The organism is Nitratireductor sp. GCM10026969 (assembly GCF_042660605.1).
Taxonomy (GTDB): domain Bacteria; phylum Pseudomonadota; class Alphaproteobacteria; order Rhizobiales; family Rhizobiaceae; genus Chelativorans.
The window spans coordinates 34,071-47,205 of the sequence record NZ_JBHSUM010000017.1; the positions used below are offsets into that span (position 1 = coordinate 34,071).

16 protein-coding genes are annotated in these 13,135 nt (G+C 65.8%); 8 read left to right on the forward strand and 8 right to left on the reverse strand.

Translation table 11 applies throughout. From position 1 onward, the window contains the following. The first annotated feature begins 2 nt into the window (after positions 1-2). The 4 genes from ACFP9U_RS06590 to ACFP9U_RS06605 are packed head-to-tail and all read left to right on the forward strand — an operon-like array spanning position 3 to position 3,690. Positions 3-1,277 carry a class I SAM-dependent methyltransferase gene (locus ACFP9U_RS06590; protein ID WP_378619944.1) on the forward strand — a complete coding sequence of 425 codons (1,275 nt, stop codon included), beginning with the start codon at positions 3-5 and terminating at the stop codon, positions 1,275-1,277. A gap of 9 nt (positions 1,278-1,286) precedes the next feature. Further along, complete coding sequence (locus tag ACFP9U_RS06595) at positions 1,287-2,300, forward strand: NAD-dependent epimerase/dehydratase family protein (protein ID WP_378619947.1); 1,014 nt, start codon at positions 1,287-1,289, stop codon at positions 2,298-2,300. Then, the gene (locus ACFP9U_RS06600) at positions 2,297-3,337 is read left to right on the forward strand and encodes a glycosyltransferase family 2 protein (RefSeq protein ID WP_378619950.1); all 1,041 of its coding nucleotides are present in this window, start codon (positions 2,297-2,299) and stop codon (positions 3,335-3,337) included. Before ACFP9U_RS06595 ends, ACFP9U_RS06600 begins: the two co-directional genes overlap by 4 nt. Next, positions 3,334-3,690, forward strand: coding sequence for a GtrA family protein (locus tag ACFP9U_RS06605; RefSeq protein WP_378619951.1), 357 nt, complete (start codon positions 3,334-3,336; stop codon positions 3,688-3,690). The genes ACFP9U_RS06600 and ACFP9U_RS06605 overlap by 4 nt, the downstream gene beginning before the upstream one ends. Before the next feature lie 9 nt (positions 3,691-3,699). Here ACFP9U_RS06605 and ACFP9U_RS06610 read toward each other — a convergent pair whose 3' ends face one another. Next, positions 3,700-4,704 carry an NAD-dependent epimerase/dehydratase family protein gene (locus ACFP9U_RS06610; protein ID WP_378619953.1) on the reverse strand — a complete coding sequence of 335 codons (1,005 nt, stop codon included), beginning with the start codon at positions 4,702-4,704 and terminating at the stop codon, positions 3,700-3,702. Positions 4,705-5,037: 333 nt separating this feature from the next. Here ACFP9U_RS06610 and ACFP9U_RS06615 point away from each other — a divergent pair, with 333 nt between their 5' ends. Genes ACFP9U_RS06615 through ACFP9U_RS06630 form a run of 4 tightly spaced genes read left to right on the forward strand, consistent with a single transcriptional unit; the run spans position 5,038 to position 7,824 of the window. Then, a complete protein-coding gene (locus ACFP9U_RS06615; RefSeq protein WP_378619954.1) occupies positions 5,038-5,886 on the forward strand; it encodes a hypothetical protein in 849 nt (282 codons plus the stop codon). Next, a complete protein-coding gene (locus tag ACFP9U_RS06620; protein ID WP_378619957.1) occupies positions 5,883-6,833 on the forward strand; it encodes a GNAT family N-acetyltransferase in 951 nt (316 codons plus the stop codon). The genes ACFP9U_RS06615 and ACFP9U_RS06620 overlap by 4 nt, the downstream gene beginning before the upstream one ends. After that, positions 6,830-7,318 (forward strand): hypothetical protein, encoded by a 489-nt coding sequence (locus ACFP9U_RS06625; RefSeq protein WP_378619959.1) that lies wholly within the window; start codon positions 6,830-6,832, stop codon positions 7,316-7,318. The genes ACFP9U_RS06620 and ACFP9U_RS06625 overlap by 4 nt, the downstream gene beginning before the upstream one ends. Further along, entirely contained in the window at positions 7,315-7,824 is a 510-nt protein-coding gene (locus ACFP9U_RS06630) for a GNAT family N-acetyltransferase (RefSeq protein WP_378619960.1), read from the forward strand. Before ACFP9U_RS06625 ends, ACFP9U_RS06630 begins: the two co-directional genes overlap by 4 nt. 27 nt (positions 7,825-7,851) lie before the next feature. Here the strand turns inward: ACFP9U_RS06630 and ACFP9U_RS06635 are convergent, their stop codons facing one another. From ACFP9U_RS06635 to ACFP9U_RS06665, 7 genes are all read right to left on the reverse strand, one after another. After that, positions 7,852-8,016 carry a zinc ribbon-containing protein gene (locus ACFP9U_RS06635; RefSeq protein ID WP_378619962.1) on the reverse strand — a complete coding sequence of 55 codons (165 nt, stop codon included), beginning with the start codon at positions 8,014-8,016 and terminating at the stop codon, positions 7,852-7,854. Positions 8,017-8,119: 103 nt separating this feature from the next. After that, positions 8,120-8,998: a manganese catalase family protein gene (locus ACFP9U_RS06640; protein ID WP_378619963.1), complete on the reverse strand. Its 879-nt coding sequence runs from the start codon at positions 8,996-8,998 to the stop codon at positions 8,120-8,122. A 154-nt stretch (positions 8,999-9,152) separates the two neighbouring features. Next, positions 9,153-10,046, reverse strand: a complete 894-nt coding sequence (locus tag ACFP9U_RS06645; RefSeq protein WP_378619966.1) for an alpha/beta hydrolase — start codon at positions 10,044-10,046, stop codon at positions 9,153-9,155. After that, positions 10,043-11,671: an NTP transferase domain-containing protein gene (locus ACFP9U_RS06650; protein WP_378619968.1), complete on the reverse strand. Its 1,629-nt coding sequence runs from the start codon at positions 11,669-11,671 to the stop codon at positions 10,043-10,045. The genes ACFP9U_RS06645 and ACFP9U_RS06650 overlap by 4 nt, the downstream gene beginning before the upstream one ends. Next, positions 11,668-12,375, reverse strand: coding sequence for an XdhC family protein (locus tag ACFP9U_RS06655; protein ID WP_378619970.1), 708 nt, complete (start codon positions 12,373-12,375; stop codon positions 11,668-11,670). The genes ACFP9U_RS06650 and ACFP9U_RS06655 overlap by 4 nt, the downstream gene beginning before the upstream one ends. Next, the gene (locus tag ACFP9U_RS06660; RefSeq protein ID WP_322450284.1) at positions 12,375-12,713 is read right to left on the reverse strand and encodes an XdhC family protein; all 339 of its coding nucleotides are present in this window, start codon (positions 12,711-12,713) and stop codon (positions 12,375-12,377) included. The genes ACFP9U_RS06655 and ACFP9U_RS06660 overlap by 1 nt, the downstream gene beginning before the upstream one ends. Before the next feature lie 33 nt (positions 12,714-12,746). Next, positions 12,747-13,135, reverse strand: a 389-nt coding sequence (locus ACFP9U_RS06665) for a VWA domain-containing protein (RefSeq protein ID WP_378619971.1), incomplete at its 5' end; no start/stop codon positions are given.

The following is a 13,135-nucleotide window of genomic DNA, read 5'->3' on the forward strand; positions in this document are numbered from 1 at the left end:
CGATGGCCTTCCTTTCTCGCTGCCGCGCCTGCCTTGCGCCCGATCCCTACCTGTTTCTGCCTATGGGCGATCATCCGCCGGCCAACGGTTTCGTGCGCGCCGAAGACGTGGCGAAAGGTCAGCCGGCCTATCCGCTGAATTCGCAAGCCTGTCTGGAATGCGGCCTGATCCAGGTGGCCGACCAGGTTCCGGAAGGTTTCTTCGAGCACTATCTCTACGTGCCTTCCAGCGCGACGCTCATGCACAGCCATTTCGCGGAGCTGGCGGCGGTTTTGAAGCAGGAAGCGGGCGGCGGGCTGATCGTCGATATCGGCTGCAACGACGGCTTGCTCCTTTCGGCCTGCAACGATATCGGCTGCACGACGGTGGGCGTCGACCCCGCCGCCAACCTGGCCAAAATCGCCTGCTCGCGGGGCGTCGAAGTCGAGATCGGCTACTTTACCGCAGCGGCCGCCCTGGGGTTGGCGGACAAGCACGGCCCCGCCAAGGTGATCGTCACGACGAACACCTTCAACCATATCGGTGATCTGCATAATTTCATGAAGGGAATTGCCAACTGGCTCGCCGATGACGGCGTCTTCGTGATCGAGGTCCCCTGGGCGAAAGATCTTCTGGAGAAGAACGAGTTCGACACGATCTATCACGAGCACGTCTCCGAGTTCAGCCTGCTGTCGCTCGTCAGGCTCGGCGCGTTCTTCGATCTGGCGGTCACCGATATTCACCGTCTCGGCGTGCATGGCGGCTCCATGCGGGTCTTCATGAAGCGCAGCCCCGCCGCCGCCGAAACTAAGCCGATCGTGGCGGAGATGCTGGCGGAGGAGCGTGAAGCCGGCGTTCTATCCGAGGAGAGCTATCGCGCCTTTTCCGGGCGGATCGCGGAAATTCGCGAGGACCTGACGGCCATGCTGGCCGAGCTGAAGGCTGAGGGGTTGAAGCTCGCCGGCTACGGCGCGCCCGCCAAGGGCAATACGCTCTTGAACTATTTCGGAATAGGCCCCGAAACGCTCGACTATCTGGTCGACCGCAATCCGCTCAAGCAAGGGCTCTACTCACCTGGAATGAAGATCCCGATCCGGGCGCCGGAAGCACTCGCGGACGACAGGCCCGACGTCTTGCTGGTGTTGGCCTGGAACTTCTTCGAGGAGATCTATCAGCAGCAAGCCGGCTTTCTCGCCGATGGCGGGCGGTTCCTCGTGCCCCTGCCCCGCCCGGTCCTGATCCCGGATGTCGCGGGCGCCGAGGCGATGCCGGCCGCAAAGGCTGTGACCGGTATGTGAGGCGCAGGCGTGCATTTCGAAAGGCGCATACTGATCACCGGTGGGGCCGGCTTCGTCGGCTCCCACCTCGTGGGCGCCTGCCTCGCGCAAGGCCACGAGGTGCATGTCATTGTACGTACGCCTGAGCGCGCGGAACACCTGCGCCGCTCCGCCGGCGTCATCATCCAGCATGAGTTCGATCTGAGGTCGGAGCCGGATCTGAGACGCTGCGTTCGAGAGGTGGCGCCCGAGGTGGTCTACCATCTGGCCGCCTCGCCCCGGCGCCCACTGGATGCGGCGTTCACCGACGCCCGATCCTATTTCGGCGAGGATATCCAAATCGTCATTTCACTGCTGAGCGCGGCCGCGCAGTCGAGCCTTCCGCCCTCGGCCGTAATCTGTACCGGCTCGCTGGCCGAATACGGACTGGCGCCGCGTCCGTATCGCGAGGACGCGCGCGAGGCGCCGGTCACGCTCTATGGCGCCGGCATGGTCGCCGCCACCCATCTCATGGCGGCGCTGCAGCCAAGACTTCCCTTCCCCGTCGCCACGGCGCGCCTCGCGCTCGTCTACGGTCCCGGGCAGTCGGCGGATTACTTCGTACCCGCTCTCGTCGACCGGTGCCTTGCCGGCGCGCGGTTTCTCGTGCGCCGCCCTGACGATCGCCGGGACCTGATCCACGTGGATGACGTTGTGGCGGCACTGACGCAGATGGCAAACCGGCCCCTTCCCGGTGCCGCTGTCGTCAATATCGCGACCGGCATTGCGCCGACGATGCGCGAGGTGGCGCGCCAGGTCGTGGAGGCGACCGGTGCCGATCCGGGGCTCGTCACCTTCGGCCGGAACAGTCCGGAAGACGGAGCACCGGATCTCCGCGGCTCGCCCGACCGCGCTGCAAGGCTTCTCGGGTGGCGGGCGCGCATATCGCTGACCGACGGCATCCGGCGGCTCGTCGCCTGGCATCGCGAGCACGTCGATCGGCCGGGAGATCGGCCAACAATTCCCCGTTGGACCGAAACCCGAGGGATGGGAGCGACAAGATGACTGCAACAATCCTGGTCTCGGTTCTCGTCCCGGCCTTCAACGAGGAAGCCAATGTGCGAGGCGCCTACACCGCGATCGTCGATACCTTCCGCGCGCTCCCCGGCCATGACTACGAGATCATCTTCACCGACAACCATTCCACCGACGGCACCTTCGATATCCTCCAGGAGATATGCCGTCTTGATCCGCGCGTGCGCGTCATACGCTTCAGCCGCAACATCGGCTACCAGCGCTCGCTGCTTACCGCCTACAAGGCCGCGCGCGGCGACTGCTCGGTCCAGATCGATTGCGACCTCCAGGACCCGCCGCACCTCATCCCGGAAATGCTGGCGCTTTGGCGGCAGGGACATCAGGTGGTCTATGGCATCCGGCGTTCGCTCACCGACAACAGGATCACGGCGCTGACAAGGCGCGTCTTCTACCGCTTCATCAATGCCCTTAGCGAAGACGATCTGCCGCTCAATGCCGGCGAGTTCAGGCTGGTCGACCGCCGCATCCTCGACGAGCTCGGCCGCGTCGACGACACGTCGCCCTATCTGCGCGGGCTTATCAGCTCCATGGGCTTCTCACAGGTCGGATTCGAATACGACAGGCAGGCGCGCGTGGCCGGAGACAGCAAGTTTCCGCTGAAAGCCATGCTGTCGCTGGCCGTGGACGGCATCCTCAACCACTCGCTGATCCCGCTCCGGCTCGCCTCGCTCGCGAGCATCGTCGTCGGCGCGGCGACTTTCCTGCTGCTCGTCGGCTACCTCGTCGGAAAGCTCCTCTTCGGGCAGGACTGGCCGGCGGGCTTCGCGACGACGACGGTACTGCTGCTGCTTTCGATCACCCTCAACGCGATGTTCCTCGGGATCGTCGGTGAATATGTCGGACGGATCTTCATGCAGTCGAAACGGCGGCCCATGGTGATCGTCGAGGCGACGCTGAACGACAGGACCGCGATGGCCGACGATGCCGCATCACTCGAAGCAAGGCCCATCCAATGCCTGGACCGCGCCGTCTCCTGCGAACCGAAAGCCTCGAACGCAGCGTCTTGACCACCGCGCGTTTCGCCGTCGTGGGGGCGGTCACCACCACGCTTGACGTTGTCCTCTTCACCGGGCTCGTCATGATGTCGTTGGCGGCCGCACCCGCCAACGTGCTTTCCTATTCCACCGGGATCGTGGTGAGCTACCAGTTGAACCGGACATGGACCTTCAGGGCCGGGCGGAGCTACGCGCAGGCGGTGAAATTCGGCGTCTCGACGCTGACGGGACTCCTGCTTTCGACGCTCCTGGTCGCGTTCCTCGCCACATTGATCCCGGCGCCCGCGGCAAAGATCGTCAGCGTGCCCGTCATCTTCGTCTGGAACTATCTGATGGCGCGCCTGTGGGTCTTCCAGGCATCGTAACCGAAGGGTTCAGGCGACCGCCTGGGCGGCGCGGGCGGCATAGCCGGCATAGTCCCGGTACCAACCGACAAACTCCTTCAGGCCATCCGCCAGACTGGTCGTCGGCCGGAAGCCGTAGTCCGCTCGCATATCCTCGATGTCGGCGTAGGTGGAGACCACGTCGCCGGGCTGCATGGGCGCATACGAGATTTTCGCTTCGCACCCGGTATGTTCCTCGATGAGCCTGACGAGTTCGATGAGCTTCGAGGGACGGTTGTTGCCGATGTTGTAGACCCGGTGCGGGTGCTCGCCGGGACGGAAGACAGGTGCTGTGACGGTCGAGACCACACCCGACACGATGTCGTCCACATGGGTAAAGTCGCGCATCATGTCGCCGTTGTTGAAGAGCCGGATCGGTCGCCCCTCCAGCACCGACTGCGTGAAGATCCAGTACGCCATGTCCGGGCGCCCCCAGGTGCCGTACACGGTGAAGAAGCGGAGCCCGATCTGCTTCAGCCCGTAAAGGCTCGCATAGGCCGTGCTCATCAACTCGTCCGCACGCTTGCTCGCGGCATAGAGGGACTTCGGCGCGTCGACGCGGTCCGTTTCGCTGAAGGGTACTTTGCGGTTGTCCCCGTAGACGGAACTCGATGACGCATAGACGAGATGCGTGAGCCCTTCAGAGCGGCGGCAGGCCTCGAGCACGGACAAGTGCCCCATGAGATTGGATTTCGCATAGGCGAAGGGATTTTCCAGCGAGTAGCGAACACCGGCCTGGGCGGCCAGGTGGACGATTACGTCGGGCTGCTCCGCCTGGACCAGAGCGTTGAAGGCTTCCGCCTCCGCGATGTCCATCTCCCGGAAACGGACGCGGTTGCCGAGGAGGCTCAAGCGCGCCTGCTTCAGGGAGACCGGATAATAATCGTTGAGATTGTCGATTCCGATCACCTCGTCGCCGCGCTCAGCCAGTCTGAGCGCGGTGTGGAACCCGATAAAGCCGGCGATGCCTGTCACGAGCACTTTCACGGGGCGCATCCTTTCGCAGCGGATCGATCGACAAGCGAGGCTTTCAGCGCTCGCATGCACATCCCGGGAAACTACCGCGCGGGCGCGCAGGGTGACGAGACGTGCTTTGCCCACCCGCCACCGGCGACGCCGGTCCGGGAGGCAGACAGCGGCCGCCCGCCCGGAACATCCGGTCGATCCAACCGTTGGGAGCCATGTGGGCAACGACATCAAGGGATTAGCATGCCGGAAACGCCGCGAAGGCCTCTCTCCTCACATCGGGCCGCCGCCCCTGTGGCGGTAACGGGCAGGCAAGGCATCGGGTCAGGTTTTTCCCGACAGCGGGAGAAGTTCGTTTTCGGCGTGCCTTTGATCGCACGTGCGGCCGCGCGTGACTGGAACCGCGTCGACGCCCTTTTGGAATTGACCCTGCGCTCGGTCCTGGCGCAGAGCGACGGCACGTTCGAGTTGCTGCTGGCCGGCCACGACGTACCGCCCTCCTGGAATGTGCTCACCCGCGGCGATCCACGCTTTCGCTTCCTGCGCGCCGATTGGCCAGTCGACGCCCCAACTACGGCAAACGACGACGGCGGCTGCAAGAAGTGGATGATCAAGGAGGCGGTGAGAGAAGGCGGCGGCGGGCTGATGATGTATCTCGACGCCGACGACCTCGTCGCCAGCTACCTGGTAGAGACGGCACGCCGGCTCATCACGCCGCAGCGGGTCGGCGCGGTCCTCGACAGGGGCTATGTGGTCGATTTCGGCACGTTGCACGCGGTGGAACTGCCGGACGGACGCGTCTTCGACGGCGGTTTCCACCGTCTTTGCGGATCGAGCACCATCGCACGCGTGGAGCCCGCCAGTTCCGATCCCATGCGGTTCGACCCGCACGAGACGTTGGGCTCTCATCACCTCTGGCCGGAAAGCGCGCGAGAGGCCGGTGTCGATCTGGTGCGTCTGCCGGTGCCCGGCGCCTATTTTGTCAACACCGACGAGAACCACTCGGAGCTCTACGGCCCCTTCGCCGAATGGCGGCGCACGTTCAACGCCGCGGTGCGCTCCATGGGTGTCCCCCTGGATGGGCACGTGGCGGCGCGCTTCGGCCTGACGCGCGAGATCCTGGAGAGGCACTCCGGCCTGGCCTTTACCGATGGGAAGTCAGGGCGGCAGGGGGCCGCTCATCGCCCCGTCGAGCCGCTGCCGAGCGCGTGAACGGTCCCCGGATGCAGGTGGAATATCTCTCCAACGCGCGCGGGATCGAGCCGGAGTGGTGGGATCTTTGGCAGCGGGATCCGGCTGCGACACCGTTCCAAAGCCCGGCTTGGCTCGTACCGTGGCGACGCCATTTCCGCGATGGAGAAAGCGTGATCCTGTCCATGCGCGAAGAGGGCCGGCTCCTTGCACTTCTGCCGCTTTTCGCGCGCGAGGGACGGTTCCTTCCGTGGGGTGCCGGGCCGACCGATCGGCTGGACGGCGTTTTCGATCCCCATTTGGAGCCGGACTCGCTGTCCGATGCACTGGGGCGGCTTTCCCTACCGGTCGAATTCTTCCAATTGCGTTCGGATTCGCCGCTGACGCATGCGCACGCGCCGGAAGGTTGGCGCGCGGAAACAAGCCCGGCGGAAAGCTGCGCGGTACTCTCGCTTCCTGCGCGGCCGAGCAAAAAGATGGCACAGAACCTGCGCTACTGCCGCCGCCGCGCGGCACGCGCCGGCATCAGTGGGCCGGAACGGTCAGGCGCCACGGAGATCGAGGCGCTTGCCGATCTGCATACCCGCCGCTGGCGCTTACGCGGCGAGGCCGGTATCTTTGCCGATGCGCGCATGCTCGGCTGGCTGCGCGAGGCGTTCCCGGCGCTCGAGACGGCAAACCTTCTGCGCCTCCATACGATGCGCGCCGGCGCAGAAACGGTAGCGGCGCTCTGCGTTCTCACCGCAAAGCAGCGCAGCTACTATTACATCGGCGGCTTCGCTCCCGAATACGCCCGTCTCGGGCTCGGCACGGTCCTGGTCGGCCACGCCATCGAGGAAGCCGGGCGCGAGGGGCACGAAAGCTTCGATTTCCTGCGTGGTCGCGAGGCCTACAAGTATCGCTGGGGCGCAGCGGATCAACCGACCCGCGCGCGCCGCCTCGCACCACCGCTCCGGAGAAGCGCATGAGCGGTCCCTTGATCGGCATCCGCTGGACCGTGGGCGATGTCTCGGACTTCGGGTTCGAGGCCTTGCGCGATGTGAAGACCGCCTTCGGCGTCTTTGCGGAAAGGACCCGTCCGGAACCGCGCAATACGGGCATTCGCGGCTTGCCGCCGGGCTACGATCTCGGCGAGGCCCTTCGGACCGTGCTACGGGACCATCCCCTGCCCCTGTGCTCGGAACTCGACGAGCAGGGGCTTGAGGCCGTCGCCCTGGATCGAGAAAAGCCGGCCCACATGGTGCCGACCGAAGAGGTGACGATCTGCTCGCCCTTCTGGCCGCAGCAGCCTTATCTCGGCCGTGCCGGGGCACATTTCGTAGGGCTGAACCCACGTCACCTCCCCTGGACCTGGTACGGCCGCCCGGCCAGTGAATGCGTGGCCGAGAACTGGCTGGAGCACCGGCCGGAGGTCTGCCGCAAGGCCGGCCTGGAGGAGAACCTTGCGACATGACCCGTTCGGAAGAGTTCGGCGAACTGGAAGCAACGATACGGGCAACCGTGCGCACTTGCACGGAAGCCGATCTTCCCGCGCTCGAATGGATGGGCCTTTATTCCCGCGACAGGGCAATCATCCGCCGGGTGTTCGAGGCGCAAACACGCGGCGAGGCGCTCATGCTTGTCGCCGTGGCGGCAAAGTTTCCGATCGCCCAGGTCTGGGTCGACTTCGGCGCAGACGGCGGATGGCCGCCGGCACGCTTCTGGGCGATACGGACCTTCTTTCCCTTGCAACGCGCCGGCATCGGCCGGCGCATGATGCGCTTCGCCGAAGAAGCCACCGCCGCACGTGGGGTCGCAAGCGCCGAGTTGGAGGTGGATTCCTTCAACCGCGACGTCCTCGGCTTCTACCGCCGGCTGGGATGGACCGTTATCGCCCATCCCGCGCCGGGCAGAGAGGATGGCCGCTTTCTCCTGACAAAGGACCTCACGAGGCCAACGCGCTGCTATGCACGCGCCTGAGAGCGATCCGGGCCACGGGCGCCCGCCTCAGCTTTCGGTCCCCGGCTCGTCGTAACGCGCATCGAACGTATCGTTCCCGCAGTTCGGGCATTTCGGAATCTTGTCGCCCTTGGTCACATGCACCTGCTTGTGACACCGCTCGCACCTGAAATCGCCCGTCTCGCGGGCCGTTTCTCCCGCATTTGCCGCCATTTTCCGGATACTCCGATCTTACCTCCACTCACGTGAGTACAACCCAAACCGGGCAGGCACGCCGTGTTCCCGCCACGGCTTGGCGGCCGCACCAGCATCGCGATCACGACGCGGAGGGCGGCATGGGCTTCTTCGGCGTGCCGTGGAGCAGCGGGTCGGCCATGCCGAGCTCCTCAACCGTCTCGCCCATGGGCTTGGGATCGGCCAGATATTCGAACGTACCCTTGCCGTCCGGGGTCGGGCCCTTGGCCCAGCGGCCCTGCTGGCTCTCGGTACCGTCGGAGCAGTTCCAGAATTGGTAGGCCACGTCCGACTTCTCGCGCTCCTGCGGAAAACTCATCGGAACCGGCGTCCCGTCGAGCCCCTCTTCCTCCAGCTCGGTGATGGCGGCCAACCATTGGTTCTGGTGCATGGTGTCACGGGCGATGAGGAAGGACAGCATGTCCCGCACGCCCGGATCCTCCGTCAGTTCGTAAAGACGGCAAACCTGAAGCCGGCCCTGCGACTCGGCAGTCACGTTGAAACGGAAATCGGCGAGCAAATTGCCGGAAGCGATCGTATAGCGCGCATTCCAGGGATAGCCGACGCTGTCGGTCGGTGTGGCGCCTTGGCCGGACACGATCGCGTGCTGCGGGTTCATGCCGGCATCGAGCACATCCTCTATTCGCGAGCCGCCGAGCACGGCGCCGACGGCCGAATTCTTGGCGGCATTCTCCTGCGCCTCGACGGGCGAGGTCTCAAGCAGCCGTGCGATCATGGTGGCCAGCATCTCCACATGCGCGATCTCCTCCGTGCCGATGTCGAGGATCATGTCGCGGTACTTTTCCGGCGCACGGCAATTCCAGCCCTGGAACAGATAGGTCATCATGACGCTGATCTCTCCCCACTGGCCGCCAAGCACTTCCTGAAGCTTCTTGGCGTAGACGGGATCAGGGCGCTCGGGCTTGGCATTGTATTGAAACTGGTTTGTTCGAAAGAACATCTCACTCTCCACGGGTTCTCGGCTTTCGCCGCCGCCTTGGCGGCACACCCGCGAACCAGAGGCGCCCGGATAGGTTCCCCTTGCCTGTTGATTACCGGCAAATATTCTTGAGCGACGTCGATGAAAGCTCTCATCGGATGCTTCGCCCGAAATGCTATCGCCCGGTCGACAGCATCCAGTTGAGCGTTTCGCGCCAGTCCGTCATGCGGATCGGTGTTCCGTGGGTGCCGGTCTCGAACCGCACGAATCGGACGGGGTAGGCCGGTTCGCGCGCGCGGATGCGCCGGTAGAACGCCTCCAGCTTCTCGACGGGGAACACCTCGTCCCGGCTTCCGTGGCCAATGAAGATGGGCAGGCGGTTCTGGAAGGCCCGGGTGGTCAGGAAACCGTCGTCCCACATGGAACCAAGGAGGACGAGGCCCTTCAGGCGTGGAAGCAGCGCCGCCTCCCGCGCAAGCCGCCAGCACGGCGCGCCGCCCATGGAGCCGCAGGCAAGGAAAACCGGCGCATCCGGCGAGCGCGCTGTATAGGCGGAAAGGAGAGCGGCGATGCGCGTCGCGCCCTCGGCACTGAAACCGGGAACGTCCGGTACCAGATAGAGCCCGCCATTGCGGCCCATCAGGTTCTTGATGCGGTTGAAATTGCCCCCGAACGTGAAATCGTCGACCCCCTGATGGCGGTTGCCGCCCTGCCCGTGCAGATAGACCGTGATGATGCGCGCGCCTTCGACCCGGCCGACGGCGAAGTGACGCACCGGGCCTCTTTCCGTCTCGATGACGAGATCGCGTTGCAGCCGGCGTATGGCCGTGTCGACGTAACGCCCCCGCACCCGGCGCTCCGGCACCGCATCCCGCCCGTTGATGTCACGCATCTCGCGATAGTCGATGATGCGGTAAGCACCATCGTCACGCCTCTCCAAAACATCCGGGTAGCCGAATAGGCGGTCCTTGAAGGGCGCAAGCTGCCACGCCTCGGCGGGCGTGGCCAGCAAAGCAAGGAGACACAAGAGGAGCGGCTGGACGTATGCCCGTTTGCGCGCGCCCCTCATCCGCTTTTGCTGCTTTCGGCCTTCAGGGTGCCGCCGGCCGCGTGAAGGGCCTCTGGCGTGTCCACGTCCAGGCTGGCGGCCGGACCCAGTTCGACGTCGACGACTTCCAGTGGCGCACTTTCGACGATCTGACGCGCGCCCGTATCGCCCTCCAGCCTTTCAACCTCGGCAAAAAGCGTTCGTGGCAGGATCACGGGATTGCCGCGCTTGCCGCCATGGGTGGCCCGCACGATCGCCTCACCGCCGGCCTTGGAAAACGCCGCCAACAGCCGGTTGAAGTCCTCGGCGGTGACCTCCGGCATGTCGCCCAGCACGACCAGGGCTCCAGCGGCGGAAGGCGGCAGGGCGTGAATGCCGGCCTTGAGCGAGCTTGCAAGCCCGGACCTGAAGTCCGGATTCTGAACTTCCTTCACCGCCAGACCGGAAAGTGCCGCCGAGACCCGTTCGGCCTCGTGGCCGAGAACGACGACTACACCGGCCGCCCCGCCCCCGGTCACCTGTTCGGCAACCCGACGCACCAGCGGCTTGCCGTCGAATTCGGCCATGAGCTTGTTGCCGATGCCCATCCGCCGCGATCTTCCCGCGGCCAGGAGCACCGCCCAGACCTTCGGGGACGCTCGTTTCGGTGTGACTTCGCGCGGCTGTGGCCGTGTGGGAATCTCCACCAGAAGACCGCCTACGCCCATGGCGCCGACCTCCTCATGGGTGACCTCGAGCCCGGCCATGAGCCGGTCGAGCACCCAGTCGAAACCGTTCGGCTTGGGGCTGCGGGCGCAGCCCGGCGCGCCCAGGACAGGCTTTCCGCCGAGACTGCCGATCACCAGCAAGTTGCCCGGGTCCACCGGCATGCCGACGCGCGAGACCTTGCCGCCGGCGCGGCGGATCGCGGCGGGGATGACGTCGTCCTCGTCGCAGACCGCCGAGGCACCGAAGACCAAGACCATGTCGCTGTCGCGGGCCTGGTCGGCAATGGCGCGGGCGACCCCTTCCTCCTCGTGCGGCGGACGCACCTCGGCGGTCACCCGGCTCGCCGAGCGCGCAAGCCGCGCCTCTGTGATGCGGGCGGTCTTGTCGAGCACGCTCGGTTTCACCCCCGGCAGGACGGTCTGCACGAGACCGATGCGGCGCGGTACGAAGGGTCGCACCGAGAAGGCCTCGCCCGCCGTGCAGGCGGTCTCGACCTGGACCACCAGGTTTTCCGGCACGGCAAAGGGAATGATCTTGACCGTGGCGACCATCTGCCCCGCCTCCACCGCCGCGAAGGGCTCCAGCGTGGCAAGCGTGATGGCCGGGTCGATACGGTTGACGGCATCGACAATCTGCTTGTCGACCCGAAACAGGCCCGCCTCGGCCGCATGCAGGTTGACACGGCCGGTCGCCGGCGCACGCGCCTCGACGGTGGCGACACGCAGCGCAGCCGCAATCCGTGCGGCAGCTGCATCCTCGTCGAGATCGCCCGGGGCGAGCACGGCCGCAATGACCTCGCGCACGCCCGCCTCTTCCAATAGGCGAACATCCTGCGCCGTCAGCCGGTGCGCCTTGCGCAGCCGCTTCTCCCCCGCCATGGTCGCATGGGCGAGGATCGCGCCCTCCGCCTCACAAACGGGAACGGCGCCGAACCTCATGCCGCCTCGCCCCGACGTGCCTCCAGCCCGCGCGAACGCAGGGCCGCGATGATCTCGGCGAGAACGGCGATGGCGATTTCCGCCGGGCTCGCCGCACCGATCGCAAGCCCGATGGGCGCGTGGATGCGCTCGATGGAGTCCTGGGCAAGCCCCGCGCCGGTCAAGCGCTCGACACGGCGTGCGTGGGTTTTGCGGCTGCCCAGCGCGCCGATATAGAAGCAGCCGGCGTCAAGCGCGGCCTTCAAAGCGGGATCGTCGATCTTGGGATCATGGGTGAGCGCGGCCAGTGCGCAATAGGCATCGAGCGGGCGCTTTTGAAGCGCCTCCTCCGGCCACTCGGCATCGAGCCGCACATCGGGAAAGCGCTCCGGCGAGGCGAAAGCAGTGCGCGGATCGATGATGTGCACGTCGAAGCCGGCCATCCGCGCCATCGGCGCCAAAGCCTGGCTGATGTGAACCGCACCGATCATCACCAGCCGTGGCGGCGGCACATGCACATTGAGAAAGAATTGCCGCCCGTCGATCTCCGCGGTCGCCGATTTTCCCGAGAGGAAGGCCTTCTCCACCGCTTCACCGAGGGGTCCGGCGACGGTGTCGCCTTCGACCACCACCCGATCCCGCCCGCCGCCGAGATCGGTGACGAGCACGGCCGCCCGGCGCTCGCGCCGGCATGCGTTCAGTTTCTTCAGTGAAAGAGGATCCATTAGCCCAGCCGTTCGACATAAACCTTGATGCGGCCGCCGCAGGACAGGCCGACCTGCCAGGCCGTCTCGTCGGCCACCCCGAATTCCAGCATGCGAGGCCTGCCGTCGGCAAGGACATCGGCCGCTTCCGCCACGACGGCCCCTTCGACGCAGCCGCCGGACACCGAGCCTTCGAAATGCCCCTCCGTGTCGATCACCAGATGGCTGCCGACGGGCCGGGGTGCGGAGCCCCAGGTCTCCACCACAGTGGCGATGGCCACGTCCCTGCCGGCCTTCATCCAGTCCTCGGCGATCGTGAGCGGGTCGAGCGGCTGTTCGCCTTGCGCCTGATTAAGCATGCCCTGCCTCCTGTTGCCCTACTGGCAATATGGTCACGCAGCAAGATGATTGCCAAGTCCCTCTACCGGCCGTGTTCGCCGGCGCGGCGCGGCCGACAAGGCGGTGCAGAGATCCGACAACGCGTCAAGCGAGTGGACGGGGCGGAACTCGTCCACATGCGGGAGAATGGCCCTGACCCCGCGCGCCCTGGCCTCGAAACCGTCGAACCGCAGGAGCGGGTTGAGCCAGATGAGACGGCGGCAGGATTTCTGCAGCCGCTCCATTTCACGGGCGAGCCTTTCTATGTCGTCGCGCTCCAGCCCGTCGGTGATGAGAAGCACCGTGGCGCCCTGCCCCAGCACCCGGCGCGACCACAGGCGATTGAAGGTGGCGAGCGCCTCGCCGATGCGCGTGCCGCCGGACCAGTCGCGCACGGCACCCG